General features: G+C 40.7%; 23 protein-coding genes and 1 tRNA gene. 14 read left to right on the top strand and 10 right to left on the bottom strand.

Features of this window, described 5'->3' with window-relative positions:
• Nucleotides 1–67: 67 nt before the first annotated feature.
• The 4 genes from KK060_RS21595 to KK060_RS21580 all read right to left on the bottom strand — a co-directional run bounded on the left by KK060_RS21595 (nt 68) and on the right by KK060_RS21580 (nt 2,689).
• A tRNA-Ala gene (locus KK060_RS21595) sits at nt 68–141 on the bottom strand.
• 272 nt (nt 142–413) lie between these two features.
• Nucleotides 414–1,169 carry a copper homeostasis protein CutC gene (locus KK060_RS21590; RefSeq protein ID WP_254156339.1) on the bottom strand — a complete coding sequence of 252 codons (756 nt, stop codon included), beginning with the start codon at nt 1,167–1,169 and terminating at the stop codon, nt 414–416.
• A gap of 20 nt (nt 1,170–1,189) precedes the next feature.
• On the bottom strand, nt 1,190–2,149 hold the full coding sequence (locus tag KK060_RS21585; protein ID WP_254156337.1) for an isoaspartyl peptidase/L-asparaginase family protein: 960 nt from the start codon (nt 2,147–2,149) through the stop codon (nt 1,190–1,192).
• Nucleotides 2,150–2,185: 36 nt separating this feature from the next.
• Complete coding sequence (locus KK060_RS21580) at nt 2,186–2,689, bottom strand: C40 family peptidase (protein WP_254156335.1); 504 nt, start codon at nt 2,687–2,689, stop codon at nt 2,186–2,188.
• Between the two features lie 38 nt (nt 2,690–2,727).
• On the opposite strand from KK060_RS21580, the gene KK060_RS21575 reads away from it, so the two are divergent.
• From KK060_RS21575 to KK060_RS21555, 5 genes are all read left to right on the top strand, one after another.
• The gene (locus KK060_RS21575) at nt 2,728–4,143 is read left to right on the top strand and encodes an FAD-binding oxidoreductase (RefSeq protein WP_254156326.1); all 1,416 of its coding nucleotides are present in this window, start codon (nt 2,728–2,730) and stop codon (nt 4,141–4,143) included.
• Nucleotides 4,144–4,215: 72 nt separating this feature from the next.
• The gene (locus KK060_RS21570; protein ID WP_254156324.1) at nt 4,216–4,983 is read left to right on the top strand and encodes a 3-keto-disaccharide hydrolase; all 768 of its coding nucleotides are present in this window, start codon (nt 4,216–4,218) and stop codon (nt 4,981–4,983) included.
• 245 nt (nt 4,984–5,228) lie between these two features.
• Entirely contained in the window at nt 5,229–7,133 is a 1,905-nt protein-coding gene (gene asnB / locus KK060_RS21565; RefSeq protein ID WP_254156322.1) for an asparagine synthase (glutamine-hydrolyzing), read from the top strand.
• A 339-nt stretch (nt 7,134–7,472) separates the two neighbouring features.
• On the top strand, nt 7,473–7,835 hold the full coding sequence (locus KK060_RS21560; RefSeq protein WP_254156320.1) for a DUF4260 domain-containing protein: 363 nt from the start codon (nt 7,473–7,475) through the stop codon (nt 7,833–7,835).
• On the top strand, nt 7,828–8,397 hold the full coding sequence (locus KK060_RS21555) for a helix-turn-helix domain-containing protein (protein ID WP_254156319.1): 570 nt from the start codon (nt 7,828–7,830) through the stop codon (nt 8,395–8,397). Before KK060_RS21560 ends, KK060_RS21555 begins: the two co-directional genes overlap by 8 nt.
• A 17-nt stretch (nt 8,398–8,414) precedes the next feature.
• On the opposite strand, the gene KK060_RS21550 is transcribed toward KK060_RS21555, so the two are convergent.
• Nucleotides 8,415–9,989: an amidohydrolase family protein gene (locus tag KK060_RS21550; protein ID WP_254156311.1), complete on the bottom strand. Its 1,575-nt coding sequence runs from the start codon at nt 9,987–9,989 to the stop codon at nt 8,415–8,417.
• A 366-nt stretch (nt 9,990–10,355) separates the two neighbouring features.
• On the opposite strand from KK060_RS21550, the gene KK060_RS21545 reads away from it, so the two are divergent.
• The 4 genes from KK060_RS21545 to KK060_RS21530 all read left to right on the top strand — a co-directional run bounded on the left by KK060_RS21545 (nt 10,356) and on the right by KK060_RS21530 (nt 14,864).
• Complete coding sequence (locus tag KK060_RS21545) at nt 10,356–11,696, top strand: ammonium transporter (protein ID WP_254156303.1); 1,341 nt, start codon at nt 10,356–10,358, stop codon at nt 11,694–11,696.
• A gap of 147 nt (nt 11,697–11,843) precedes the next feature.
• Nucleotides 11,844–12,989 carry an outer membrane beta-barrel protein gene (locus tag KK060_RS21540; protein ID WP_254156296.1) on the top strand — a complete coding sequence of 382 codons (1,146 nt, stop codon included), beginning with the start codon at nt 11,844–11,846 and terminating at the stop codon, nt 12,987–12,989.
• 47 nt (nt 12,990–13,036) lie between these two features.
• A complete protein-coding gene (locus KK060_RS21535) occupies nt 13,037–14,074 on the top strand; it encodes a glutamine synthetase beta-grasp domain-containing protein (RefSeq protein WP_254156294.1) in 1,038 nt (345 codons plus the stop codon).
• A gap of 127 nt (nt 14,075–14,201) precedes the next feature.
• On the top strand, nt 14,202–14,864 hold the full coding sequence (locus KK060_RS21530; RefSeq protein ID WP_254156292.1) for an SET domain-containing protein: 663 nt from the start codon (nt 14,202–14,204) through the stop codon (nt 14,862–14,864).
• On the opposite strand, the gene KK060_RS21525 is transcribed toward KK060_RS21530, so the two are convergent.
• Together KK060_RS21525 and KK060_RS21520 are read right to left on the bottom strand one after the other, a co-directional pair.
• Nucleotides 14,861–18,889, bottom strand: a complete 4,029-nt coding sequence (locus tag KK060_RS21525) for an AAA domain-containing protein (RefSeq protein WP_254156290.1) — start codon at nt 18,887–18,889, stop codon at nt 14,861–14,863. The two genes, KK060_RS21530 and KK060_RS21525, sit on opposite strands and share 4 nt — an antisense overlap.
• Before the next feature lie 18 nt (nt 18,890–18,907).
• Nucleotides 18,908–19,810, bottom strand: coding sequence for a ComEA family DNA-binding protein (locus KK060_RS21520; protein ID WP_254156288.1), 903 nt, complete (start codon nt 19,808–19,810; stop codon nt 18,908–18,910).
• 299 nt (nt 19,811–20,109) lie between these two features.
• On the opposite strand from KK060_RS21520, the gene hemA reads away from it, so the two are divergent.
• Nucleotides 20,110–21,375, top strand: a complete 1,266-nt coding sequence (hemA, locus tag KK060_RS21515; protein ID WP_254156279.1) for a glutamyl-tRNA reductase — start codon at nt 20,110–20,112, stop codon at nt 21,373–21,375.
• A gap of 2 nt (nt 21,376–21,377) precedes the next feature.
• On the opposite strand, the gene KK060_RS21510 is transcribed toward hemA, so the two are convergent.
• Entirely contained in the window at nt 21,378–22,337 is a 960-nt protein-coding gene (locus tag KK060_RS21510; RefSeq protein WP_254156277.1) for a helix-turn-helix transcriptional regulator, read from the bottom strand.
• 93 nt (nt 22,338–22,430) lie between these two features.
• Here KK060_RS21510 and KK060_RS21505 point away from each other — a divergent pair, with 93 nt between their 5' ends.
• The 4 genes from KK060_RS21505 to KK060_RS21490 all read left to right on the top strand — a co-directional run bounded on the left by KK060_RS21505 (nt 22,431) and on the right by KK060_RS21490 (nt 25,315).
• A complete protein-coding gene (locus tag KK060_RS21505; RefSeq protein WP_254156275.1) occupies nt 22,431–23,306 on the top strand; it encodes a c-type cytochrome in 876 nt (291 codons plus the stop codon).
• A gap of 108 nt (nt 23,307–23,414) precedes the next feature.
• On the top strand, nt 23,415–23,915 hold the full coding sequence (locus KK060_RS21500; protein ID WP_367397530.1) for an RNA polymerase sigma factor: 501 nt from the start codon (nt 23,415–23,417) through the stop codon (nt 23,913–23,915).
• Nucleotides 23,906–24,520: a hypothetical protein gene (locus KK060_RS21495; protein WP_254156270.1), complete on the top strand. Its 615-nt coding sequence runs from the start codon at nt 23,906–23,908 to the stop codon at nt 24,518–24,520. Before KK060_RS21500 ends, KK060_RS21495 begins: the two co-directional genes overlap by 10 nt.
• 30 nt (nt 24,521–24,550) lie before the next feature.
• Nucleotides 24,551–25,315 carry a S1/P1 nuclease gene (locus KK060_RS21490; protein WP_254156268.1) on the top strand — a complete coding sequence of 255 codons (765 nt, stop codon included), beginning with the start codon at nt 24,551–24,553 and terminating at the stop codon, nt 25,313–25,315.
• Between the two features lie 52 nt (nt 25,316–25,367).
• Here KK060_RS21490 and KK060_RS21485 read toward each other — a convergent pair whose 3' ends face one another.
• Entirely contained in the window at nt 25,368–25,889 is a 522-nt protein-coding gene (locus KK060_RS21485) for a hypothetical protein (protein ID WP_254156265.1), read from the bottom strand.
• A 137-nt stretch (nt 25,890–26,026) separates the two neighbouring features.
• Nucleotides 26,027–26,260: hypothetical protein (locus tag KK060_RS21480; RefSeq protein WP_254156263.1), on the bottom strand; the 234-nt coding region annotated here is incomplete at its 5' end.

Raw genomic sequence — 26,260 nt, 5'->3', positions numbered from 1 at the left:
CTCACTGTATAATATGTATACAAAATATGACATCAAACGAAAAGGGCCTGCGATTGCAGACCCTTCGTGGAGAATATCGGAGTCGAACCGATGACCTCTTCCATGCCATGGAAGCGCTCTAGCCAGCTGAGCTAATCCCCCTTGTTTCTTATTCTTCTTCAACTGACTTGATGACCTTCCCGATTTCCATCGGGACGCTCTAGCCAGCTGAGCTAATCCCCCTTGTTTCTTATTCTTCTTCAACTGACTTGATGACCTTCCCGATTTCCATCGGGACGCTCTAGCCAGCTGAGCTAATCCCCCTTGTTTCTTATTCTACTACAACTGGCTCAATGACGTTCCCGATAGCTATCGGGACACTCTAGACAGCGAGCCAATCCCCTTCTCAAGCTGCAAATATAATTTTAATTACATTATACTGTCAAAGATTTTACTGATTCTGCTAACGCCCGCGTTTTCTTTACACGTTCCGGATCAACAACTCTTAACTTAAACTCAGCACCTTCATCAGATCCCATACCAGCAATGGCCTCATTACGGTACTGCATCGGACTTGCCTTAAAAGTCGTCGCACTAAAATGTATTTCCTTGGCGCCCGTCTTCTTTACAATCTCTTCAACTGTATTTTCATTCACACCCGAACCGGGCATAATAGCAATCCTTCCATTGGCTTTCTTTATCAGTTCTGCAATAAGATCAGCGCCTTTTAAAGCCTGTGTTTGCTGTCCAGCGGTAAGAATTCTATCGAAGCCTACTTCAATACAGTCTTCCAGCGCCTCAAACGGATCGCGAGCCATATCAAAAGCACGGTGACAAGTGACTTTTAATGGTCTTGCTTTATCTATTAACTCTTTACATCGTTTTTTATCAATGGTACCATCAGGATTCAATATTCCAAATACCACACCGTCAACACTCAATTTCTGACATTGAGAAATATCACGTTTCATAGCGTGAAATTCGTAATTAGAATAAGCGAAGTCTCCCCCGCGCGGACGTATCATTACAAAGACATCAATACTTAAATTTTGTCTTACAAGCTCTATCGTCCCGTAAGAAGGTGTTGTTCCTCCTTCACCAGGATTTTCACACAGCTCAATTCTGTCTGCTCCCCCCTCCTGTGCTTTAAGTGCAGATTCTATATTGTAAACAACGATTTCTACTGTCATTTTTAATAAGCTTCTTTCAATTAAAAATTGCTTTTTGAGTGATAAAGGTTGTTACCTCCATTGTTGTGCACGGCAAAAGTAAATCCCTTTTGAAGACAATACGCGCCGTACTCACCGTTTTTATTTAGGGCAAGAAATCCTACTTGTATGTCTTTAGCTTTTGAAGGATTTTTCTTGAGGATGCGTTCTACTGCCAGCTTGCATGCCTCTTCAGGTGCATGCCCCTGCCTCATTAACTCAACAACAAGATGGCATCCAACTATTCTTATTACCTCCTCACCTAATCCTGTAGAGGTTGCCGCACCAATTTCATTGTCTACATAAAGCCCTGCTCCAATGATGGGGGAATCTCCAACTCGACCATGCATCTTATAAGCCATTCCGCTGGTAGTGCATGCCCCTGAAAGATTTCCCTGAGCATCGAGAGCAATAATGCCAATGGTATCATGGTTTTCTATGTTGATGATTGGCTTGTACTCCGATTTTTTAGTCCATTCCTTCCAGGCCTTTTCTGATTCAGGTGTAAGTAATTTCTTTTTCTTGAATCCCTGCGAAAGGGCAAATTGCAGCGCCCCGTCTCCTACCAACATAACATGAGGGGTCTTCTCCATTACTGCTCTTGCAACAGATATCGGATGCATGATGTGTTCAAGAAATGCTACTGAACCACAATTGCCATGCTCATCCATAATACAGGCGTCGAGCGTAACAAAACCATCACGATCAGGCAATCCGCCATAGCCAACGGAAGTTTCTTTTGGATCGGCCTCGGGCACTTTAGCGCCTGCTTCTACAGCATCTAAAGCCCTGCCTCCTTTCGAGAGGACTTTCCATGCTTCTACATTTGCCTGTAGTCCGAAATTCCAGGTTGAAAGAACGATAGGTTTATCTCCTTGAATTCCCCCCGAAGCGTTTCTTGTTGTTAATAATGATGATGCACTTAAAGCAGAAAGCTTAATAAACTCTCGTCGAGATGCCATATATCAGGTTTAGGTTATTCATTACAAAAGCAGGACTCAGTCAATTACTCTTCGTGCGCCTCTAAATCTTTTCTGATAATATTCTGCCTCAATATTAGTTTCAACTACACCAAGTGAAGAAGAAGCATGAATAAATTTAATGTTATTTCGACCATCACGCTCCGTTACTAGCCCTACGTGTGTAATTTTTCGTTTCTTTTTCCCTGTTGCAAAGAACACAAGGTCTCCTGGTTGTAGATCTTTCATCTTAACCTCAACACCTATTTTACTTTGTGCTTCTGAACTCCGGGGAAGATCTAATTTAATGGCTTTAAATGAATTTAACAGCAACCCCGAGCAATCCATACCTGATCTTGTTGTTCCCCCATACCTGTAAGGAGTTCCTACATACGTTCGCGCTGTGTGAATAACCCTTTCTACCTTCTCATCACGAATGTTCGCCTTTTTGGCAGATGCACACGAAAACAAAAAAACAGTTAACAGCAGTACAAGGTGACGAGGAAGCTTTTCACTAATTTTGTATTCAAAAAATAGCTTCATTATTTAAAAAAGTAATTAAGGGTAAATATACCAGATTCATGCCATTTACAGAAGTAAGCGTCGACATCATTGGCCGCTTCGAAGCCATTGTCGGCAAAGAGAACGTAATCACAGACAAAGAAAAAAGACTGGATTACGGACACGATGAAACAGAAGATTATTCTTTCTTACCTGAAATAGTTCTAAAGCCAGGCTCAACAGAGGAAGTGAGCCAGATCATGAAAATTTGCAATGAGCTGGTGATCCCTGTTACGCCGAGAGGCGGAGGCACTGGATTGAGTGGTGGCGCACTGCCTATCCATCAGGGTGTAGTGCTTTCAATGGAACGCTTTAATCGTATCCTGCATATTGATGAGTTAAATCTACAGGCCACGGTAGAACCTGGTGTAATTACAGAAGTATTTCAAAAAGCGGTTAGAGAAAGAGGACTATTCTATCCTCCTGATCCTGCAAGTCGTGGATCCTGCTTTATTGGAGGAAATGTCTCCGAAAACAGTGGTGGCCCAAAGGCAGTTAAATACGGGGTAACCCGTGACTATGTTTTAAACCTCGAAGTGGTATTGCCCACGGGAGATGTGATATGGACAGGCGCCAACGTGTTAAAGAACTCTACAGGTTATAACCTCACACAATTAATGTGTGGTAGCGAAGGAACATTGGGAATAATTACAAAGATAGTTTTCAAGCTAAGAGGCATTCCACAAAAATCAGTACTGTTATTAATGCCTTTTATTACAAATGAAGAGGCATGTAAGGCTATAGCAGAGATTTTCAGGGCAGGTGTTAGTCCTTCCGGGCTGGAGTTCTTCGAAAGAGAGGCTGCTATGAAAACCATTGACTACTGCGAGAAGATATATGCTGCCAAGGTAACAACGCCGTTCCCTGAGAACATGGATGCTTACTTACTCTGCGAGCTGGATGGCAACGACGATGAAATCTTGATGCGGGATGCAGAGCGTGTAATGAATGTAGTTGAAAAATTTCAAGTAGGAGAAATCCTGTTTGCAGATAGTGATGCACAAAAAGAAGAACTATGGAAGATCAGAAAGAACATTTCTCCTGCAGTAAATGCATACTCTCTAACCAAGGCTGAAGATGTGGTTGTGCCCCGCGCCAACCTGCCACAACTAATTGTAGGTATTAAAGAAATTGGCAAGCGGTACGGCTTCAACTCCGTGTGCTATGGACACATTGGTGATGGTAACCTGCATGTCAATGTAATGAAAGAGCAGATCAGCGATGAAGATTGGAATACAAAAATCAATGAGGGCATTGGCGAAATATTCAAGTTAACAGTAAGCCTGGGAGGAACTCTTTCAGGAGAACATGGCGTCGGCATTGCCAAAAAACCTTATATGCACATCGCAATGCGCGAGGCCAACCTCAACGTAATGCGTGGTATTAAGAAGGCTTTTGATCCCCACGGGATTTTAAATCCGGGGAAGATTTTTTAATAGTTTGCAGAAGGCTTTTAAAGTAATTACAATTATCTAAATTCACCCTGTAACCAAAATGCCTATTCAAACATGATCAAAAACAAGATTATCGTAGCATTATTCTTTTTTGCTGCTTGCCAGTCGACAAAACAAGAATCTAAACCAGAAACTGACTCCTCTGCAATTGCTTCACCCGAAACACCAGTAGCAGGTATGATACCCAATCAACTTACAGAAGAACAGGTAGCAGAAGGATGGGAACTTCTGTTTAATGGAAAGGATACCGAAGGATGGCGCTTTTATAAGGGCAAGGAAAATGATTCATGGGAAGTGGTTGATGGAACCTTGCATTGCAAACCAGCGGCAGCAGCTACAAAGCGTGCAGATCTTATGACTGTTAATCAATATGAAAATTTTGAACTCTCTTTTGATTGGAAGATTGCCGAAAAGGGGAACAGTGGTGTAATGTATCGGGTAACCGAAGAGTTTAACGAACCCTATCTATCAGGTCCGGAATATCAGGTTATTGATGACAAGGGTTATCCGAATGAGGTAAGAGACACACAAACTACCGGATCAAATTATGATATGCATGCTGCGCCGACAGGCAAGCCAATAAATCCTGTAGGCGAATGGAATAATTCAAAGATTGTAGTTACAGGCAATAAGGTACAGCATTGGCTTAATGGCGTTCAATTGTTTGAATATGAATTAGGATCTGACGATTGGAAGCAAAGAAAGGCAGGAAGCAAATGGAAAGATGCCGCCGGCTATGGTATGGCCCAAAAAGGTCATATCGATTTTCAGGATCACGGCACCGAAGCGTGGTTCCGTAATATCAAGATCAAAAACTTGTAAGCATCATTATAAGTATATCACCATAAAGGAGACTGTCTCAAAGTTAATAGGTACCGTCATTGTGGGCGAAGCTACCATCCTCATCAGGTTTTAATCCTGTCAGGAGATTGCCCTCCCGATTTTATCGCGATCGCAAAGACGGCGGACTTTTGAGACAGCTTCATTTTTTATATAAAGTCCTTATTCCTTACGCCACCCAATACTTCTCCCTAAAGTGGTTAACTTGCATATTCATCTTCTAAAGAATGTGTGGCATAACCGGAATCTTCGCTTTTAACCTTGTCGGGAAGTTCAACAAAATTCACATTACTGCTGCTACTATCTCCCTTGAAAGGCGAGGTCCTGACCATCAGGATACTTACTTTGATGAATTTGTTGGATTAGGACACAGAAGACTTTCCATTATCGATACCTCATCTGAGGCACATCAACCTATGTGGGACGAAACTAAAAGATATTGCATCGTCTTTAACGGCGAGATCTTTAACTATGCCGAATTACGGAAAGAACTTGAAGCAAAAGGAATAACGTTCACCTCACATTCAGACACCGAAGTACTTCTTAAACTTTATATCCATCAAAAAGAAAAGTGCCTTCATAAACTGAATGGCTTTTTTGCTTTCTGTATTTATGATAAGCAAGAGCAAAGTTTTTTTGTTGCCCGCGATCGTTACGGCATAAAACCACTACTGTACCTGTTTGATGAAGACAAGTTCATCTTCTCGTCAGAGATGAAAACTATACTACACTATGGCATTGAAAAGAAGCTTGACTACAGCTCGCTCTATACATATCTTCAGCTAAATTATATACCTGCGCCTGATACCATCTTTGAAAATGTAAAAAAACTCCTCCCTGGTCATTACATCACCGTAAAAAACAGAAAGCTTACCGTTGCCCAATGGTACAAGATCCCTTACAACAGTGATACTTCAGAAAGCAACAACATTTCCTACAACGATGCAAAAGCAAAAATAAGCAAGCTGCTTGAAACTGCTGTTCAGCGAAGGCTTGTTGCCGATGTGCCTGTAGGAGCATTTCTTAGTGGTGGTATTGATTCCTCCATCATTACAGGATTAGCAAGCAAACACAAACCAGATCTTCATACATTTTCTATCGGATTCAAAGACGAAAAGTTTTTTGATGAAACAGACTATGCAAGATTAGTAGCCAAGCATTTTAATACTGAACATACCGTATTCTCCCTCACCAACAACGACTTGTATGCGCATGTAAATAATATTCTCAATTACATCGATGAACCCTTTGCTGATTCTTCAGCCATTAACGTTTACATCTTAAGCAAGGAAACGAGAAAACACGCAACCGTAGCACTATCAGGCGATGGTGCGGACGAACTACTTGCAGGCTACAACAAACACGCAGCCTTTCACCGGTTGATCAACAAAGGCGTTAAAGAAAAGGCAATAGAATCATTATTACCTTTATGGAAACTAATGCCTCAGTCAAGAAGTAATCCCTTATCGAACGTTGCGCGACAGCTCGTAAGGTTTGGAGAAGGCGCAAGGCTATCAACACCAGAACGCTACTGGCGGTGGGCAAGTTATGCCACCGAATCAAATGTTGAAACTTTACTCAGTGAAACTTCAAGGCAACATCTAGATCAACAGCTTTATAACACACGCAAATCAGAACTATTAAGACACCTTGGCGATAAGCATACCATCAACGATATCCTGATGACCGACATGGAGGTGGTTTTATCCAATGATATGCTTACGAAAGTTGACCTCATGAGCATGGCTAATGGTCTTGAAGTTCGTGTCCCCTTTCTTGACTACGAACTCGTCAATTTCATCTTCACGTTACCATCACATTACAAGATCAACGATAAAATCCGCAAGCGCATCCTGCAGGATACCTATCGGGATTTACTTCCAAAAGAATTATACAATCGACCAAAGAAAGGGTTTGAAGTTCCTTTGCTAAAATGGTTCAAACGCGAAATGCGGTCGTTAATTTTGGATGATCTGCTTTCTAAAGAATTTATTGAATCACAAGGAATCTTCTCCCTTTCCGAAATCCAAAAGCTAAAACAACAACTCTTTTCTTCCAACCCAGGTGATGTTCATGCCAGAATCTGGGCACTGATCGTATTTCAATGGTGGTGGAAAAAGTATTTTAAGTAGATCGACACCACAACACCAAAAGCACCATACTGGCTTAACCAATACGATAACATCGGTGTTTCGGGCTAAATTCATCGTAGAAACAATGTAAATTCGATGTAAATACGCCGTAGGATCGAGAAAACGCCTTTTTGTCGAACCTACATCGAACCTACATGGAACCTACATCGAACCTTCTATCCATTCTACCCGATATCAAGCTGTATTTGGGATGTATTGTATTCTACAAACTGGTCGTAATGTTAAAGCTTTACAATTATGTTTTTAGTTGGGCCTGTCTTAATAGCCACATATAATAGCTGATATTGTGTTAAATTGAGACCTATTTTGTTACGTGTTATGAAAAATCTGCTTCGTTTTGAAGAGGCCTTTATGTTTCTCCTGTCAATTTACCTGACCTCCCTTCTGCCATATAAATGGTGGCTTTTTTGGGCGTGGCTACTGGTACCAGATTTATCATTTGTTGCCTATGCGGTTAATGCCAAAACAGGCGCCTTCTTTTATAATTTGTTTCATCACAAAGGCATTGCTATCGCGATTTATATTCTTGGTTTATACCTGGCTTCTGAACCTTTACAGTTCGTGGGGTTGTTATTATTTGGACACAGCTCGATGGATAGAATGTTCGGGTATGGACTTAAATACGCCGATAATTTTCACAATACCCATCTAGGCTGGATTGGTAACCATCAAAATGGATAACAAAACGCTTTATATAAAAAATATGGTCTGCGATCGCTGTAAAATGGCGGTGCAGCAAGTATTGGATAAGAATGCACTTCCTTACACTTCTGTAGAACTTGGTGAAGTAGAACTGGCTCAACCTCTAAACACAGAGCAACTGAGTAAGTTTAAAGAAGATATTGAGACGATTGGCTTTGAATTAATTGAAGACAAAACATCCAAGATTATTTCAAGCATTAAAACATCGGTTATCGATTTTGTAAGAAATAGCGATGAGAGTAGAAAGCTAAAATTGTCTGTGTACCTAGCTGAACAGCTGGGAAAAGACTACAACTACCTGAGCTCACTGTTCTCTTCGATAGAGGGCACTACCATTGAACAGTATTTTATCCATCAAAAAATTGAACTTGTGAAAGAACTCATCGTGTACGATGAACTTTCATTAAGTGAGATAGCATACAAAACGGGTTACAGCAGCATCCAGCACCTTTCTAATCAATTTAAAAAAGTAACGGGATTAACACCAACCCATTTTAAGCAAGTAAAAGAAAACAGGCGTAAACCACTGGATCAAGTCTAGCGGTTTACTAATATTATTTATTCAACCCCGGGTTGTTTTAAAACAAAACCTGCTTTAGTCTTCTCTTCACTTACAATTCGCCGTACATCTGCGAGTAATTTCTTTGCATCGTAAATAATGCCGTCTTTAACAGTATACTTCACCCCACCAACACGTACTACTTTGTTATCATCTGTGAGCTTAATAGCCCCGTTACCATATAGCACCTGAAAATTTGCTAATGGATTTTCTTCGACAATAACAAAGTCAGCAAGCTTGCCTACTTCAACAGAGCCTATTTCCTTTTCTCTTCCTAAAGCCTGTGCTCCATAAAGCGTAGCGGAGCGAATAACTTCCAAAGGACTAAACCCGGCTTCGCGCAACAGCTCAAGCTCTCTTATATAAGCAAAGCCATATAATTGGAAGATAAACCCGGAGTCAGACCCGGCAGTTACCCGTCCTCCCCTGTTTTTGTATTCATTCACGAAAGTCATCCATAACTGGTAGTTCTTTTTCCATTGTACTTCTTCTTCAGTTCCCCAATAATGCCAGTACGATCCATGAGATATTTTACTTGGTTGATAAAATGCCCAGAGTTTTGGCAAGGTGTAGTCTTCATGCCATTCGGCTCTTCTTGCCCGATGTAAGTCACGGCTCGCTTCATAGATATTAAAGGTAGGATCGATGGTAAAATCAAGTGCTATTAATTCGTCCATCACTTTATACCAAGGTTCTGAATATGGAGGGGCGGCCTGCTCCCAGAGCTTTCCGGCTTCGCTAAACCGATGTTGTTCATTCTGATAATTATAATCAGGTCTGAAATTCTGAAGTGTTCCGTTAGCCAGCATCGCCTCAGGCAAACCATACCAATGCTCCATAGATGTTAATCCAGCTTTCGCGGATTTAAGAACATTCCATCGTGCAACACCAAGTTGCGCATGATGACATGCTGATCGCAGGCCTAGTTCTTTATTTCTTTTAAGTGCCGCCTCCATCACTTCGGGCGAAGCACCGAAGAACTTAATTCCATCCGCACCTTTCTTTGCATTGTCCTGCACCCATTGCCTTGCCTGCTCGGCTGTAGTTATGGAGGTTTCACTTCCCTGGCCAAAGGCAGTATAGGCCAGTATTCGCGGCGCAGTGATCAGATTTTTGTTGCTCTTCTGCTTTTGATCCAACACCCAATCAAGGCCGTTACCCGCAGAAGGATCACGTACCGTTGTAATGCCATGCCCCATCCAAAGCTTAAACACATATTCAGCATCCGGTGCCTGACTCCCTCCAATGTGGCCATGCATATCTACAAAACCCGGCATCAGATACATACCCTCGCAATTCAGTTCCCTTCCTCCTGCCTCCAGCCGTGGGCGTCTTTCAGCACTAATAGCTACACCTGGGTACCCTACTACTTGTATCTTTTCAATCTTGTTATTCCTTACAACAATGTCTGTAGGTCCAACAGGAGGGGCTCCTGTCCCATCGATTAGCATTACTCCCCTAATAATTAATTGAGTATAGGGTCCTTCACCTTCTTTAACTTCAGGAGCCTTCTTTATCTGCCCAAGACTATTAATCGCGGTGACGCAAAAGAGTAACAGTAACATTTTTTTCATATGCGGGAATTTGAATAACAAACCTAACAAAGCACCGCTAAAATGGTAAGAAAGTCGATATGAAGGGTAAAAAGGCTTACCGGAACCGACATTATAAAATCATTACAAACAAAATAAAGTTAAAAACACACACAGACACACAAAATTTGATCTACGAAAGAAGGACGTGCATGGAATTATATTTCGTCAAATTGAAAATTTTAAAATTCTATTCAACAAATACCACTTCTAATTAAAAATTAACCCTAACTACAACGATTCCGTAGATTTTTTTTGTAAAGAGGTTCATTTTTTACCCTCTTTGTGAAAAATTTACATCAAAATAACAGACACATCACTTAATTTTAACCCTAAACTAAACAACCTATGAACAAAGCAATTGTACCTTTCGCTATCCTCCTGGCGGTTAGTGTGCTGGCACTTTTTATACCTGCTGTGCCAACAGCCATCATCACGGAAGGCATTAACTCCGGCGATGTAGCCTGGATGTTGACAGCCAGCGCCCTGGTCCTTCTTATGACTCCTGGCCTTGCCTATTTCTATGGTGGAATGATAGACACTAAAAACATTATTTCAACTATGCTTCAAAGCTTTATTGCTATGGGTGTAATAAGCGTGGTTTGGATATTCGTAGGTTTTAGCCTTGCTTTTGGCGATGATATTGGAGGCTTTATTGGCGATCCAAGAACGTATTTTATGTTCCAAAACGTACTTGATGCTCCGTTAATGGGTACTATTCCGCTTGTTCTGTTCGCATTCTTTCAATTAAAGTTTGCCATTATAACACCTGCATTGATTACAGGGACATTTGCAGAACGTATTAAATTCAAATCGTACCTGGTATTTATAGTTCTTTTCTCATTGCTAATCTATGCTCCATTGGCACACATGACCTGGCACCCAGAAGGTTTCTTCTTTAAGCTTGGTGTTCTTGACTTTGCCGGTGGTACAGTAGTACATATGTCAGCTGGCTTTGCTGCCCTTGCTGCTTCTATCTTCTTAAGAAATAAAAATGAACAAAAAACACATATCGCTCCTGCTAACATTCCTTTCGTTCTTTTGGGAACAGGTTTACTGTGGTTTGGATGGTTTGGATTTAACGCAGGGAGTGCTTTAAGCGCTGGTCCGTTAGCTGCCTCTGCTTTTGCAACTACAAACACAGCTTCTGCTGCAGCAGGTCTTTGCTGGGTATTGTTTGACGCTGTGCGTGGTAAAAAACCTTCTGCTCTTGGATTTTGTATCGGTGCTGTTGTAGGTCTTGTTGCCATTACACCCGCAGCAGGCTTTGTTACTATTCCTTCAAGTCTTTTCATCGGAACAGTTGCCTCTCTTATCAGTAGCGTGGTAGTTCATTGGAAAACAAAAACTTCGTTGGAAGATACATTAGACGTATTCCCTTGCCATGGTGTAGGTGGGGCCGTAGGTATGATAATGACTGCACTTCTTGCTAACACTGCTGTAAATGGTGCCAACACAACAGGCAATGGACTATTCTTTGGTGAAACTGCGCTATTCACAGCACATATGATTGCTCTTGTAGTAGTAGTTGCTTATTCATTCATCGGATCATTGATTATCCTTAAACTAACAGATCTTATTTCAACACTTAAAGTATCTCCTGAAGAATACAAAGTAGGCCAGGATTACAGCCAACATGGAGAGAACTTATATCCTTTTGATTTATCTACCGCTAAAGATACTATCTAAAGATTTCTTTTATCGTCTGCCTCGGGTCGTCCTTAAAAGGCGCTGAGGCAGACATAAAAAAACAGAAAATAAATTAACAAAAAAGTACCTAAGGGTGAACGAGACCATAACCCAAGGATCTGCATTACTCACCAAAACACCCTACATATGAAATCATCGTTACCAGTACTTTTAATTGTCATTTCTTTAGCAGGAATTTCTAACTCTTTTGCTCAGGATACCACTGCAACCTTTACGCTATCAGGCTCCATCGATACTTACGCGCGCACTGCACTTGGAACTGAAAATGCAGCGATAGGCGGTTATGCCCCTTCTACTGCCTTCTCTAACTTAAAAGGCTTTGGTCTTGGTATGGCTAATCTTATAGCCTCTTACAGTGGTGAGAAGTCTGGATTTGTTGCTGATCTTGTTTTTGGTCCCAGAGGAAAAGACGCCGTTTTCCACCCGGTATCATACACAAATCAACGCATCATTAACCAGATGTATGCTTACTACAAGTTGTCTGACAAAGTAACTTTTAACCTTGGGCAGTTCAACACCTTTCTTGGCTATGAAGTTATCTCCCCTGCCATAAACTTTAACTACTCTACCTCTTACTTGTTTTCTTACGGACCTTTCAGCCACACGGGCCTACGCGCAGACTTTAACCTAGGTGGTGGCATAGTTGCTAAACTGGCTGTAATGAACCCTACTGACATTGTTGAATTCAACGCCGTAAACACTTACACCCTGGGAGGTCAATTAGGTTATACAAATGATGCAGGTGGTGTCTGGTTAAATGTTCTTTACGGAGATCAGGACGGAACACTTGACGAAGATGATTTTGATGGCACGTTAGATACCTCAACGGGTAGTCTTTTTCAAATTGACCTTACTTCAGGATGGAACCTGGGTGAGAAATTCTATCTAGGTATTAATACATCGTTGCAGAGCATGGCTTCCGGCGAACAATTTACTGCAGGAGGAGACATTGAAGATATTGATGCTGATGCCACATCATTCTTTGGCGTAGCACTGTATCCACGATTAACAATATCCGATGCTTTCGGACTTGGACTAAGAGCAGAGTATTTCAGTGTTCAAAAAGGCCACCTGGAAATATTCGGATTAGATGATGAGGGTAACGGCAGTGTAACTGCATTAACACTCTCAGCAAATTATAAAGTAGGTGCTCTCACATTAATCCCTGAGGCAAGAATAGACATGACTTCCGAGGATTCATTTGTGAGTAAGGATGGAGACGCCAAGAAATCAATGACATCCTTAACACTCGCCGCAGTTTATAAATTTTAAAACCAATAACTAAACATAATTACTAACAACCTTTAACGTCAAATTGTATGTCTAAAAAAACAAAACTTGAGTACATCTGGCTCGATGGTTACAAACCAACACAAAGCCTTCGCAGCAAAACAAAAATCGTAAAAGATTTTACTGGTACCCTGGATGATTGCCCTATGTGGTCATTCGATGGTAGCTCAACAGAGCAGGCGCCAGGTGGATCTTCTGATTGTTTACTTAAGCCAGTAGCGCTGTTCCCCGATCCAGGACGTAAAGATGCTTTCCTTGTTATGAGCGAGGTATTAAGTCCGGATGGAACACCTCATCCTTCGAATGGACGCGCTACTATTGATGATGATGATAATGACTTCTGGTTTGGTTTCGAACAAGAGTATTTCTTATGGAACCCGGAAACAAATAAGCCACTCGGTTTCCCTTCTTCAGGATACCCTGCACCTCAGGGACCGTATTACTGCTCGGTAGGCGCTAAAAATGCTTTTGGTCGTGAGATTGTTGAAGAACATCTTGACCTTTGCCTTGCCGCTGGTATTAACGTAGAAGGCATCAACGCCGAGGTTGCTACCGGACAATGGGAATTCCAGGTGTTCGCAAAAGGTGCTAAAGCTGCAGGGGATCAGGTATGGGTAGCCCGCTACCTTCTTGAAAGAACTGCCGAGAAATATGGTATTTCTATTAACTGGCATTGCAAGCCGCTGGGAGCTACCGACTGGAATGGCTCAGGAATGCATGCTAACTTCTCTAATTCGTTGCTAAGAACAGCAGGCTCTAAAGATATCTACGATACTGTATGTAAAGCTTTTGCACCTGTAGTGAAGGAGCATATTGAAGTATACGGTGCTGATAACCACCTGCGCTTAACAGGTAAGCACGAAACCCAATCTATTGATAAGTTCTCCTACGGAGTATCAGATCGCGGTGCATCTATCAGAATTCCTATTGCCACCGTTGAAAACGGATGGAAGGGATGGCTGGAAGATCGCAGACCAAACTCTGCCGCTGATCCTTACAAAGTAGCAGCTAGGATTATAAAGACCGTCAAAACCGTGCCTTCGTACGCATCTGTGAACGCAAGGTAAGATTTTGAGGCGTCTGGTTGTTTAGTTGAAGTCAGGTGGAAACACCTGGCTTCTTTTTTTAGTCGATTTTTTATCGCTAATAACAATAACTTTATATTAATTTGATGAAAAATTCCTAAAAGCTAATATGCTTCATCCTCATACAGAGGTCCGTTTCATTAACGACAAAATTGGCTACGGTGTAGTAGCCACTAAATTAATCCCAAAGGGCACTATTACCTGGGCACTCGACAAACTCGACAGAATCTTTACTCCTGCAGACATTGAAAAAATGCAGCCGGTGTACCGACAGATTATCGATAAGTATACTTATCGGAATCCTCAGGGAAATTATGTTCTCTGTTGGGACTCCGCGAGGTTTGTTAACCATAGCGCTAATTCAAACTGCATTACTACTGCATATGAATTTGAAATAGCAATAAGGGACATCCAGCCTGGTGAAGAGTTAACCGACGATTATGGATACCTTAACGTAGAAGAACCTTTCGAGGTACTCCCCGAACCTGGTTCTAACAGAACGGTAGTCTATCCTGATGATCTCGTACGCTATTACAACATCTGGGACGAGAAGCTATTAAGTGCTTTTCCTAAGCTTCTTGCTGTTGAACAGCCATTGTTTGAAATACTTGAGAAGCCTGTACAGGAAAAAGCCAAACAGATAGCGCTGGGCCAATTAAAAATGGACTCAATTCTCAATTGCTACTACAGAAATGGTAACCACAATGGTAAAAACGGGAAAGAAAAACCTGAGCTGATTGTTCGCTCACCCCAGGTTAACTATCCGTTCTAATTTAAAACATGCTGAACACGGGTACCAATAAACTTTAACAAGCCATCTTCTACACGCTCCCTGTCCTGCCATAAATTCCTGCTAAACACCATATGATATTCCCAATTCTTTTGGGCAAATAAGGATGGCACGTAAGCAAATGAATCTTTGACAGATACACTGGAAAAATACCTGGTGTCGTCGGTAACAACAATACCCAAATGCTGACCTTCTTTCTTGAAATGGAGGTCAGCTAACGGTAGCGTGCCTGTTTCGAATTGAAGGTTGTTGAATTTGTTTTCGCCCCATTGCTTTAGCTGCGCATTCAGGAACCACGATGAAGGCTTCTTTACAACCTCTTCTATATGAGGCTGGAATTGTTGTTCATGTACATCTCTGGCAAACTCAAGGTATTTTCGTAATAACCTTGGACCTTCGTTTTTCAGATCTTCTGTTTTGAGTTCTTCAGGAGCAATACTGCAGATCAATATGATTTTTTCTCGTGCCCGGGTTACTGCTACGTTTAAGCGATTCTCACCTCCCGATAGGCTTAAACTTCCAAACTGCATCTTCAACTTATTGTTCTTATCCTTCGCATAACCAACAGAGAATATGATAATATCTTTCTCATCTCCCTGAACGTTCTCAATATTCTTGATGAACAATGATGCGGGAACAGACAACCCTTCTTTAGCACATGCTTCTTCAAACAAATCCATAATAAGAACCTGTTGTGGCGCATTAAAAGTAACAATACCAATTTCCTTCTTCGGATTTTGCCTGATGAGTTCGACCACTCGTTTTACAACGGTCTCTGCCTCTAGCCTGTTGGTATTATTTTCCCAAACACCTCCTACGTTGTGATACTCAATTCCGGGCTGCTGTTCGTTAAGAACATGCCTGTCTGGCAAGAGACGTAAACGTCCTTCATAAAAGTGCTTGTTAGAAAAATCGATAAGCTCAAGCGACTGGCTTCTATAGTGGCCTTGTAAATGGGCCGTTGGTAAATATCGTTTAGCCATATCTAGAAGTGAGTCGACTTCAAGATCGGGATGTTCACTTTCTTCGTCCCACCGTACTTGGTATAGTTCATTAGGCTTTAACTGCTTATCGTCACCAGCAATGACTATCTGCTTACCTCTATACATTGCGGGCACTCCACGTTCAGCAAAACATTGAGATGCCTCATCGAAAATGATCAGGTCAAAAACTTCTGCCATAGGAAAAATTGCAGATACAGATTCAGGAGATGCCATCCAGCAAGGCATTACTCTGAATACCTCGTTAGGATAATCTGACAGTACCTTTCTCAGCGGCCAAACCTTCTTTTTCTTAGTTACCTGGTGGTATAAGTCACGATAAGTAACACGGTTATTTAGCCTATTATATTCGATATTTTCATATACACGCTCCCTCGCCCTTAGCAAGAGAATATCATGGCTTAACTTCTGCTTCTCTTCAACCAGTGACAATAATTCCTTTTGTTGCTCTTCCATCTTCATAGAAGAAACAGCACGTAAGTAAGGGAACTTCGCTTCTATATGTTCAATCCAACATAGCCTTAGACTATTCTGAAGCAATGCCTCCTGCTTTTCATAATCCCACGAACCTATGCTTTCGTGTAAGCGATTGAGGATACTTTTCTCATACTCAACCATAGAATCCTTGAGCCTGTCGAAATCACAAAGGCTGTCGAAGTCTTTCTTAAGCACCCTCACCATTTCTGTGTCAATAGTTTCGTCATAGATGAGTTTTCGTACCTGTGAGACTGAAAGATAATTCAGCCACGATTCTTTTCTCGCTGGCACCTCTTCCAGTATTTGAAGAAGGCTTTTGAACAGATCAATAAATTCACTCCGATCGTACTTTTTAATATTTACAAACTTCTTTACCTCGCGCAATGAGGCCAACACAACTTTTGCCCGTATGGCAAGCTTTTGTCTGGTAAACCATGTTTTTAATTTCGAAAGGTCATAATCATCCGGAAGATCCAGGATCCAGCTTTTCTGCCGTATTGATGTGAAGTGATGCTCAACATTAAGTCTGTTATCGAGCCTCTGCTCAAGCACAGCAAGCCCCTCATTACTATAAGACAAGTTGTTGGCAACCAGTACGCGCTTAAGCCAAACTTTGTTCTTAGACGTAAGCTCCCATTTAATTCGTTTAATGAAATTACCTTTTGCATCCGTGCGCTGCTTCAGTGCTTCCATAAAAGGCACCAGTTGATCGGGTGGCAACGTAGCTTCTACCCCTTCTATCTCAAAACAGTTGAGAACCATTCGCTCTACATTGGTAAACCACAGTAAGCTAGTTTCATCTTCTGTTTCTTCAGCCATTGCATCAAAGTATCGATAGACAATGTCATTCTTAAGAAGAGCAATCATTGCCAGAATCTCTGATTCACGGGCGTAGAGGGCCTCACATTCCTCAATATTAAGCTTAACAGGAATAAGCGCCTGAATTCTATCATTTAGTTGGCGTTGGTAGGGATTGACATCCAGTACTGCCTTTTCTATCTGCTTAAGGTCAGAAAGCGTGTAATTAGCGAACGACTTCCGATCTCGCCATAAGTAGTCATCAACTTCAAATGTTTTGGCATAACCATTATACGTCTTGAGTTTTCGCAGGTATTCCGGTAGTACAGAGAAAGACAAATCACGATATTCTTGTCTTACATTGATAGTCGGGCCATTAAGATCTGATGTGAGATAAAGTTCTTTTATGCTCAGTCCTGATTCTTTATCATCAAACAAAGCTTTTTTAAATTGTTCAAGTTCTTCGGTAATCTGATCGATCATCCTGCATACCTGAAGGAACCGACGCTCAGTTTGAATAACATCAATACTCCTGTTGTTGCTCTGATAATCTTCTATACTCTCGATCTGCCGTGCTATTCTGGCGAAGATGTTCTTACGCTCATTTCGGAAATCGTGAACGAGACCTACAAAGTCTCCAAGCTCTTTAGACTTTAGCCGGTTGTAGACAACATCGAGCGCGGCTCGTTTTTGGCAAACCAACAATGCTCGTTTTCCAGATGCAATAGCATCAGCCATCAGGTTACAAATTAGTTGGGATTTACCAGTACCGGGAGGCCCTTGTACAACAATAGAGTTACCTCGTTTTACTGTTTTAATAGCCTCCTCCTGGTAGGCATCCAATGTAAAGGGCGTATAAATTTTCTCTTCCTTAATATCGGATGATATAGGGGTTTCCTGTTCAGGTTGATCAACCTTATCGAGGAAGAATTGTTCAAGGTCCTGATATGAATCATTCTCTATCAGGTGGAGATAGTCAGGAACTAACTGCGACCCCGCTTGCGGAAAGATTCCAAGCACTGCTTCAGGGTATAGCTTAATTTCGCCATTCTTGTGTTGGCTTTCAAACTCTGATTTCTTAAAAGGCTTAAAGCTTACCAGTTCATCTCTGAAGTTGTCTGCGTTGAAGTTAATTTCAATCTTATCTTTTAAAAGCTGATATAACTCTGTTCTAAAAACAGTACTATCTGCATTAAACTCCTCGAAGATAGTTTCAAGTAACTCTTCGTCAAGTTTAACTTTATTGTAGAAGGAATAGGCGAGTAAAAAAGATTTATTTAAAGTGATACCTGCCTGCTGCCTTAGATGCAAATACCAAGAGTTATTCTCCTGAACAAGTGTTACAGGGAAAAACAAAAGTGGGCACCGCACCGGTGTACCATCAGAAAATTTACCCCGGAGAAAAGGCCATCCCACATGCAAATCATTAGAGCCTCGTTCTTCAAACAAGAACCGATCTGTCCGCTGAAGCTTTTTCAACTTCGCGCTGGTATCATTACTATCCTCCATCCTGCTGTCGAGAACAGGGCATAACCGAAAGTCCTTCCCTCCTATTAACGAATTAATAATATCGAAAGACCTGAAACCATTAAGCTGATTGAATTCATGAAGATCAATAAGCTGATCTGCATATAGTTTCAAAAGGAATAGTGACCGATTATTACCCGAAAGATTTGTAAGTCTTCGCAGGTAAGTTCTTAGTATGTTCTTCGACTGGCTTGTCGTATCCATTATATAAAGTTGTACTTCTTAATTTACTTTTAAATAGGGTATTAGTCTATCAGCCTCCTCAGGCTTTATCACCGAAAGCTTTCTGATGTCATCCGTAAAATTGAATTCACCATGCTGATATCTGTATGCAATTATTATTTTAGCCAGCTTTCTTCTGATATAGGGATGGGAAGAAAGTGTTTCCTCGTCTGCTGCATTTATATCAATTTGCCTTGGTTGAAAGTTCTCAGTTATAAAAGCATGTTTAGTTAACTCGTTTACAACTGCGCTATCTAATCCATACACTTCCTTGTATTGCAGTTTGGAATTAAATCCCCCAAGCGCATCTCTGAATTTGATAATGCGAATGGCGAGCTTTGAACCGATGCCATATATTGTCTTTAATTGTGTTGTATCTGCAGTGTTTATATCGAACTTATTAAAAGACTTTTTGCTAACAGTATTAAAAGATTCAGATCGCTTTTCTTCCCGTTTAATTACTTCTGGTAGTAAGATAAAGGCATATAGCTGGTTATATAACGTAGAATCCATGCCGTAGATTTTCAACAGATCCGACTTTACCCGAAAAACACCGCCCTTTTGGCGATAGACTGCAATACGCTTCGACAAGGTCTTCGAAAAACCCAGGCGTTGGAGCACTTCAGTTGGTGCTTTATTTGGATTGAATGCAAAAGGTGAGTTTGCAAGGCTAGCTGCATTTGATGTATCGGCGAAAGCCTTTGGAGTTTTTAATATAGCTACGAGGCTATCTAATTGTCGTTCATCTTTGGAAAAATCATGAGGCTCCTTGTTCCTCCACCACCTGTAGACAGGCTCGGAAAAGATAAGAATGATCATCAAAGGAACGAGGATCAGAAAACCATTGACTTCAGTTCTGGAGAACCCTAACCAGTTGGAGATCCATCTTTTGACCTCATTCATAACATATACAGCGGGTTAAATTTGTAAAATAGATAATTCTCTAAACACCAGGTTACAAAATGGTTGATCGTTCATAACCTCAATATCAGGTATTCCTTCAAATTGGACGAACCCAATAATTTCAACCGATTCTTTTAAAGGGCTAAATTATTAATTTGGTAGCAGGCGAACTAAATAAAGGCGTATTTGGTAATCTGTAAGAACCGACATGATCTATTATTTAAACTGATTCTAAATTAAGTTTAAACTGATATTTATCATGTACTAATCTTGACTGCGTTTTACTTTTGTAGTCCGAAATGACAAACAATTTTAAATCTTTAGCGCTTACCTATAAAACTGCTCCACTTGAAATACGAGAGCAAGTATCGCTGAATGAGGCGGCTGCCAAGCGTTTGCTTAATTTTTTGAGGGATTTTACGAGTGCAACTGATGTATTGGTTGTTTCTACCTGTAATCGCACCGAGATATATTATAGTGCTGAAAAGGATCTTTCTGATGAGATTTTCAAAGGATTGGCCTTGATAAAGGATTTAGAACCTGGTTTTCAAGCGTATTTTGCAAAATTTGAAGGAAAAGCTGCAGTTCAGCACCTTTTTGAAGTTGCAATTGGTCTTGACGCGCAGGTGGTGGGAGATTTACAAATCTCAGGGCAGGTGAAAAATGCATATCAATGGACTGCCGATGAAAATATGGCGGGACCGTTTTTACACCGTCTCCTTCACGCCATTTTCTTTAGCAACAAACGCGTTGTACAGGAAACTGCTTTCCGCGATGGAGCTGCTTCTATTTCGTATGCCGCAAAAGAGCTGGCAGAAGATCTTACAGCAGGCCTGGTTGCTCCTAAAGTGCTTGTAGTTGGTGTTGGTGAAATTGGCCAGGATGTTTGTCTTAACCTTGTAAATTCAAGGGTCACTAATGTGACAATTCTTAACAGAACATCTGAAAAAGCTGAAAGGCTTGCGCAAAAATGTGGTTTTGTATTTAACACACTTGATACACTTAAAGAAGAAATACAAAAGGCAGATGTGATCATCAGTTCTGTTTCAGGAACTGAACCTTTAATCAACCTTGCCTTATTAAAGGACATCAAAATTCTTTCCCATAAATTCTTTATAGATTTATCTATACCGAGAAGTATAGAGCCTTCTATTGAAGAGATACCAGGAGCTATTGTATATAACCTGGATGATATTCAGGAAAAAACAAATGAAGCTGTTGAGAAAAGAAAAGCTTCAATTCCTAAAGTTCAGGCAATTATACATGATGCTATTGCTGAATTTGAAGAATGGTCTAAAGAGATGGTTGTTTCTCCTACCATACAAAAGCTTAAGAATTCTTTGGAACAAATCCGCAAAGAAGAGTTAGCACGTTTTCTTAAGAATGCAAATGAAGCTGAAGCTGAAAAGCTGGAAGAGATGAGCAAATCTCTGATGCAGAAAATTCTGAAGTATCCTGTACTTCAATTGAAGGCTGCATGTAAACGCGGTGATGCAGAATCCCTTTCTGAAATGCTACATGAGCTTTTCAATCTTGAAAAGCAATCAGAGAAACAGCGTAAATAAGTTTACTTCTTTATAAGCATTGGGTTAACTCCGAATTTGCGTTTAAAGGCAGTTGAAAAGTGATTGGGATTTTTATATCCTACCGCACTCGCTGCCTCGCGCACAAGCATATTTTTATCCAGCATTAGGTGCCTTGCATAATTCATTTTTTCGTTAAAGATGAATTCAAAAACCGTAACTCCATTTACTGCTTTAAATACTTTCTTTAACCTGAATTCGTTGGTTACAAACTGCCTGGCAAGTGCCTGTAGAGAATGATCACTGGAAAAGGTTTTCGACAGGTATTGTTTCACTGCTTCTCCCAGCTCTCTGTCTGTCCTACTTACAGACGACGATTGTGATGCGTGATTGAGTAAATGAGAAAACTGAAATGAAAGAAGCTCCATCATCTTCGCTTCAACAAATAACTTTTTAATACTTCCTTGCAAAGGAGTATTGATAATCTCGATCAGAAGATTTTTTATTTCAGGGGAATTAAATTTACCGGTATAGTAAAAATCTCTTCCCCCTATCTTACTCTTAAGTTCTGATGACCAATGCTCTGTATCATTCAGCAAGCCGATGAAGTATTTCAGGTCGATTTCAATATGAATCCCATGGACTTCCTTTTTAATCAATAGTTCATATTCACACGCAGGCGAATAGATGTTATGATAATTGCCATTCGCTAATTCCAGCGTTAGGTTCTTATGCTTAAATTGTGTTCCTATATATCCTGTTAAAGGAAGACAAAAGTTAACAACACTGGGAAGGGGTTCGTAGACAGCAGCAATCTTACATTCATTAATAAAGGCTGTCTTCAACTCATTTATTTTAAACCAGGAACTTTGATAGCTTCTTTCAGAATAACTTCCCCATAGTGTTTGACTAATCCTCCATTCAGAAAACTCATTTAATACAGAGGCAGAATTATCTTGGCCCTCCATCATATCAGGATAGTTGAGATTAAAGCATTTACTCATATTCCTTTTCACGTACAAAATGCTCCGTTATACGTAATTACATCGATAAGGTTCTCACGTATTATTACCAGAATCTTTAATCTTAACCTCAGTATGTTGAAAAGAATCTTTAAAATCATTGGAATTACAATCGGAGTAGTAGTTGTTATTGCAATTGGCATATATGTGAAAGCGTACTTGAACACAGAGAACAGAAGAAATAAGATTTTTGAAGTATCGCCACAGCAATTAACCATTCATGCTGACTCTGCAATACTTGAGCATGGTAAGCGGTTAGTTACCACAAAAGGATGTAATGATTGCCATGGCACTGATATGGGAGGGAAAGTTTTTATCGATGATCCTGCTATAGGCCTTTTAATCGGAACTAACCTAACAAAGGGCAAAGGTGGGTTACCTCCGGACTACAATATCAATGATTGGGTGCGTGCTTTAAAACATGGTCTTCGGAGAGATGGCAAACCACTTCTCTTTATGCCCTCTCAGGAGTATACATTCTTAACAGAACAAGATATGGGCGCGATTATAGCGTATTGCGCTCAGCTACCTAATGTTGACAGAGAATTCCCTCAACATAAGCTTGGCCCGGTTGGCCGGATACTTACAGACCTGGATAAATTTCCGCTGTTTCCTGCAGAAAAAATTGATCATAGCAGGATGCTTGCAAAAGAAATAAAACCTGAAGTTTCTATTGAATTTGGCAAATACCTTTCTGTTGCATGCGAAGGTTGCCATAAAAAAACGATGAAGGGTGGCGAAGCGGTGGCTCCTGGCTTTCCAATAGTAGCTGATATCAGCCCGACGGGCAACGCTGCCAGATGGACTACTGATCAATTTATACAGACATTAAGAACAGGAATTACGCCAGAAAATAAACATTTAAAACCTCAGGAAATGCCATGGACAATGACAAAAGCATATACTGATGTAGAATTAAAAGCCCTGCATCTTTATCTCAAAAGCCTATAATACCCCACCTGTGGTTGGTGTTATTTCCAACACCAACCACTTTCTTCCTTTTCTCATGTAATAATCTTTGCCTACCTTCGACTAATCATTACAGTATCTTCTTGGATAGTGACTGAGGAAGAGAAAAAATTCATTAACCTAATAAATGAACACCAGGGGTTAGTTCATAAGGTCTGCTTTATGTATGAGCAGGATCCGGATGCGCGCAATGATTTATTTCAGGAAATTGTACTTCAACTTTGGAAGTCGTTTCCCACCTTCAGAGGCGAAGCTAAAATTACCACCTGGATGTATCGCATAGCATTAAACACAGCTATCTCAGGCTATAGGAGGCAGACCAGGCATATTAAAACAGAAGACCTTCAGGAAATTCATTTTAACATTTCTGAGCACTCTGGCGACGAGCAGGAAGATGATTTCCAAAAACTTCAATCGGCTATACTTCAGCTGTCTGAAATAGAAAGAGCAATGATCATGATGGCTTTGGAAGAAATTCCGTATGAAGAAATAGCTGAAACGATTGGTATTACACAAAACAACGTGCGTGTAAGAATGAACAGAGTGCGGGAAAAACTACGTAAAATTATGAGTAAAGAACCATGGAGCTAGAAGAGTTAAAGGATATATGGCAAAAGAACCGATCTGGATTTCAACCCAAAGATGAAGCAGAATTAGCTTCTATGCTTAGGGGCAGCAGTAAGTCTATAGTTGGCAAGTTGAAAAGAAGCGTGTGGTTTGAACTAGCATTTACTTTCATCTCGGGGCTTGCTTTATTAACTTATGCCCTTACGCTACCAAGTGGAGCATTGAAATGGACTTCTGTTTCAATTCTTGTATTGTTCGTTGCATACTCATTCTACTACATAAAAAAGTTGCTATTGCTAAACGCCTTTAATAAAGGGGATGATCATTTAAAGGCTAACCTTGAACGATTAACAAACAGCCTGACAAGCTACCTCTCTTTTTATAAAAGAAGCTATACCGTTCTCTACCCTGTGTATTTCTGCCTCGGGCTACTATTTGTAGGGTTAGAGTCAGGTTCAGATCATTTCTTTGAAATTATTTCGAAACCAAAAAGAATACTCTCCCTTGTTGCAATGGCCGCCTTATTATTCTTTCTAAGCACTTGGTTTACAAATTGGTATCTAAAGAGTTTATATGGCAACCATTTGCTGAAATTAAAAAGCCTTCTTAACGAACTGAATAGCAATTGATTTAAATTGCGCCTTTCTTAAGAAGCACCTATGAAAAAATTTCTATTGCTTATTATCCTCTGCCTGTATTGCATCTCTGCCTTTCCATGGGGCGCAACAGGACATCGTGCAACAGGCTGGGTAGCGGAACAGTATCTGAACAAGAAAGCACGTAAGAAGCTCCACAAGTTATTAAAAGGCCAATCACTGGCAATTGTGAGCACGTGGATGGACGAAGTGCGTTCCGACTCTACATTTGATTACATGACTGATTGGCATTGGGTGACAATTCCCTTTGGTAAGACTTATGAAGAATCTCAAAAGAACAACAACGGAGATGTGATCGCCACCCTGGACCGCGTGATCAATGAATTAAAAAACGAAAAGCTTTCTGAAGCTGAGCAGGAAGAGCGAATTAAAATTCTCATTCACCTTATTGGTGATATTCATCAGCCCCTGCATGTAGGTGGAAAAGATGATAAAGGAGGTAATGACGTTAAAGTCATGTGGTTTCGTACAGACAGTAATCTTCATCGCGTGTGGGATAGTGACATGATCGATGAAACAAGATTGAGTTACACGGAACTTGGTCAATCCGTAATTACAACTTCAAAAGAAGAATTAAAAGCATGGCAGAAAAGCAGTATTCGTGACTGGGCCAGGGAAAGCCAGTCATACGAAAAGCAGGTCTATGACATAGGTACTGGCAAGCTCGGATTTCGTTATTCTTATCTTTATTTTAAGATTGTGCGCCAGCGAATTTTACAGGCTGGCGTACGAATTGCCGGAGTTCTTAATGAAATATACGGGAAATAGAAAGGTCAGACATTTAGTCTGACCTTCGCTTTATAAGATACAGAAAAATGAATCAACGATTCGATGTAGTCGTAGTTCCATCTCTGCGATAGATGTATTTAAAGCTCTCTCCGTGTACGCTACCGCTGCGCATCTTCAACGTCATAGTCCCAGCCGGATCAAACCATACATTCCATTCACTAGGCCGATCGTTAGCTTCACTTTCAAGATAAAGAACTGCCTGTTGTTCATTTAAGCGATAAGAACCACTATCGATCTTTTCCTGACCAGAATAACTTAAGTATCGACCTTCCCTGTTAAACTCCAGTCGTTGATTCTGTGCTAATGTATCCGTGGCGGTGACATCTTCTTTACCACGTAGTACCTGTTCTATAGTCCATGTTCCTGGAATATATTCAATAATTTTAACAGGTGTTTTCTTATCAGTATTTACCCTATTATCAGTGTTCTTGGGTTTACCTGCAGTGCGGTTATTAGACTTATCTGTATTACCTCTTTCTTTAGAGTCTTGCGCAAAACCATTACCAGCTATAATAATCAATAACCCAACAAAAAAATATTTTATTCCCTTCATAATTTTTTACCATTTTCCAAAAACGTAGGTAAAAGTATATGCCATATATATTGAAGCCCCTGATGTTGTTGGCTTATATGTAGGGCAATGAATTATTCGCCAATGTGTAGATAAATAGAAGCGTACTGTTACTTGCTTTAAGAAACTTTTGAAAGCAGCGTTGTTTCAACAGGACTTGGTTCGAATACCTTTGCCTCTTTTGAGAAGTTCTTATATAAAGGTACCATGCCCCACCCACCCGAATTAGCCGTTAAACGACCGGCAGCTATATTTGCTTTAGATCGTTCTTTGTTTCTATTTTGAAGGTCGTAGTAGTTAGTTTTTTCTTTGGTGCAATTCGCCGCTTTCTCGTAGGTAGTATTGCTCAGGTA

The organism is Chryseosolibacter indicum (genome assembly GCF_018598585.1).
In the GTDB taxonomy this organism is placed as follows: Bacteria; Bacteroidota; Bacteroidia; order Cytophagales; family Cyclobacteriaceae; genus Chryseosolibacter; species Chryseosolibacter indicus.
Note: the sequence above shows the minus strand (reverse complement) of the source record. Positions and strands in the feature narration are given on the sequence as shown.

Coding starts and splice junctions, on each gene's coding strand:
- KK060_RS21590 (WP_254156339.1), bottom strand. CDS start 1,169: ATGACAGTAGAAATCGTTGTTTACAATATAGAATCTGCACTTAAAGCA.
- KK060_RS21585 (WP_254156337.1), bottom strand. CDS start 2,149: ATGGCATCTCGACGAGAGTTTATTAAGCTTTCTGCTTTAAGTGCATCA.
- KK060_RS21580 (WP_254156335.1), bottom strand. CDS start 2,689: ATGAAGCTATTTTTTGAATACAAAATTAGTGAAAAGCTTCCTCGTCAC.
- KK060_RS21575 (WP_254156326.1), top strand. CDS start 2,728: ATGCCATTTACAGAAGTAAGCGTCGACATCATTGGCCGCTTCGAAGCC.
- KK060_RS21570 (WP_254156324.1), top strand. CDS start 4,216: ATGATCAAAAACAAGATTATCGTAGCATTATTCTTTTTTGCTGCTTGC.
- asnB (WP_254156322.1), top strand. CDS start 5,229: ATGTGTGGCATAACCGGAATCTTCGCTTTTAACCTTGTCGGGAAGTTC.
- KK060_RS21560 (WP_254156320.1), top strand. CDS start 7,473: ATGAAAAATCTGCTTCGTTTTGAAGAGGCCTTTATGTTTCTCCTGTCA.
- KK060_RS21555 (WP_254156319.1), top strand. CDS start 7,828: ATGGATAACAAAACGCTTTATATAAAAAATATGGTCTGCGATCGCTGT.
- KK060_RS21550 (WP_254156311.1), bottom strand. CDS start 9,989: ATGAAAAAAATGTTACTGTTACTCTTTTGCGTCACCGCGATTAATAGT.
- KK060_RS21545 (WP_254156303.1), top strand. CDS start 10,356: ATGAACAAAGCAATTGTACCTTTCGCTATCCTCCTGGCGGTTAGTGTG.
- KK060_RS21540 (WP_254156296.1), top strand. CDS start 11,844: ATGAAATCATCGTTACCAGTACTTTTAATTGTCATTTCTTTAGCAGGA.
- KK060_RS21535 (WP_254156294.1), top strand. CDS start 13,037: ATGTCTAAAAAAACAAAACTTGAGTACATCTGGCTCGATGGTTACAAA.
- KK060_RS21530 (WP_254156292.1), top strand. CDS start 14,202: ATGCTTCATCCTCATACAGAGGTCCGTTTCATTAACGACAAAATTGGC.
- KK060_RS21525 (WP_254156290.1), bottom strand. CDS start 18,889: ATGGATACGACAAGCCAGTCGAAGAACATACTAAGAACTTACCTGCGA.
- KK060_RS21520 (WP_254156288.1), bottom strand. CDS start 19,810: ATGAATGAGGTCAAAAGATGGATCTCCAACTGGTTAGGGTTCTCCAGA.
- hemA (WP_254156279.1), top strand. CDS start 20,110: ATGACAAACAATTTTAAATCTTTAGCGCTTACCTATAAAACTGCTCCA.
- KK060_RS21510 (WP_254156277.1), bottom strand. CDS start 22,337: ATGAGTAAATGCTTTAATCTCAACTATCCTGATATGATGGAGGGCCAA.
- KK060_RS21505 (WP_254156275.1), top strand. CDS start 22,431: ATGTTGAAAAGAATCTTTAAAATCATTGGAATTACAATCGGAGTAGTA.
- KK060_RS21495 (WP_254156270.1), top strand. CDS start 23,906: ATGGAGCTAGAAGAGTTAAAGGATATATGGCAAAAGAACCGATCTGGA.
- KK060_RS21490 (WP_254156268.1), top strand. CDS start 24,551: ATGAAAAAATTTCTATTGCTTATTATCCTCTGCCTGTATTGCATCTCT.
- KK060_RS21485 (WP_254156265.1), bottom strand. CDS start 25,889: ATGAAGGGAATAAAATATTTTTTTGTTGGGTTATTGATTATTATAGCT.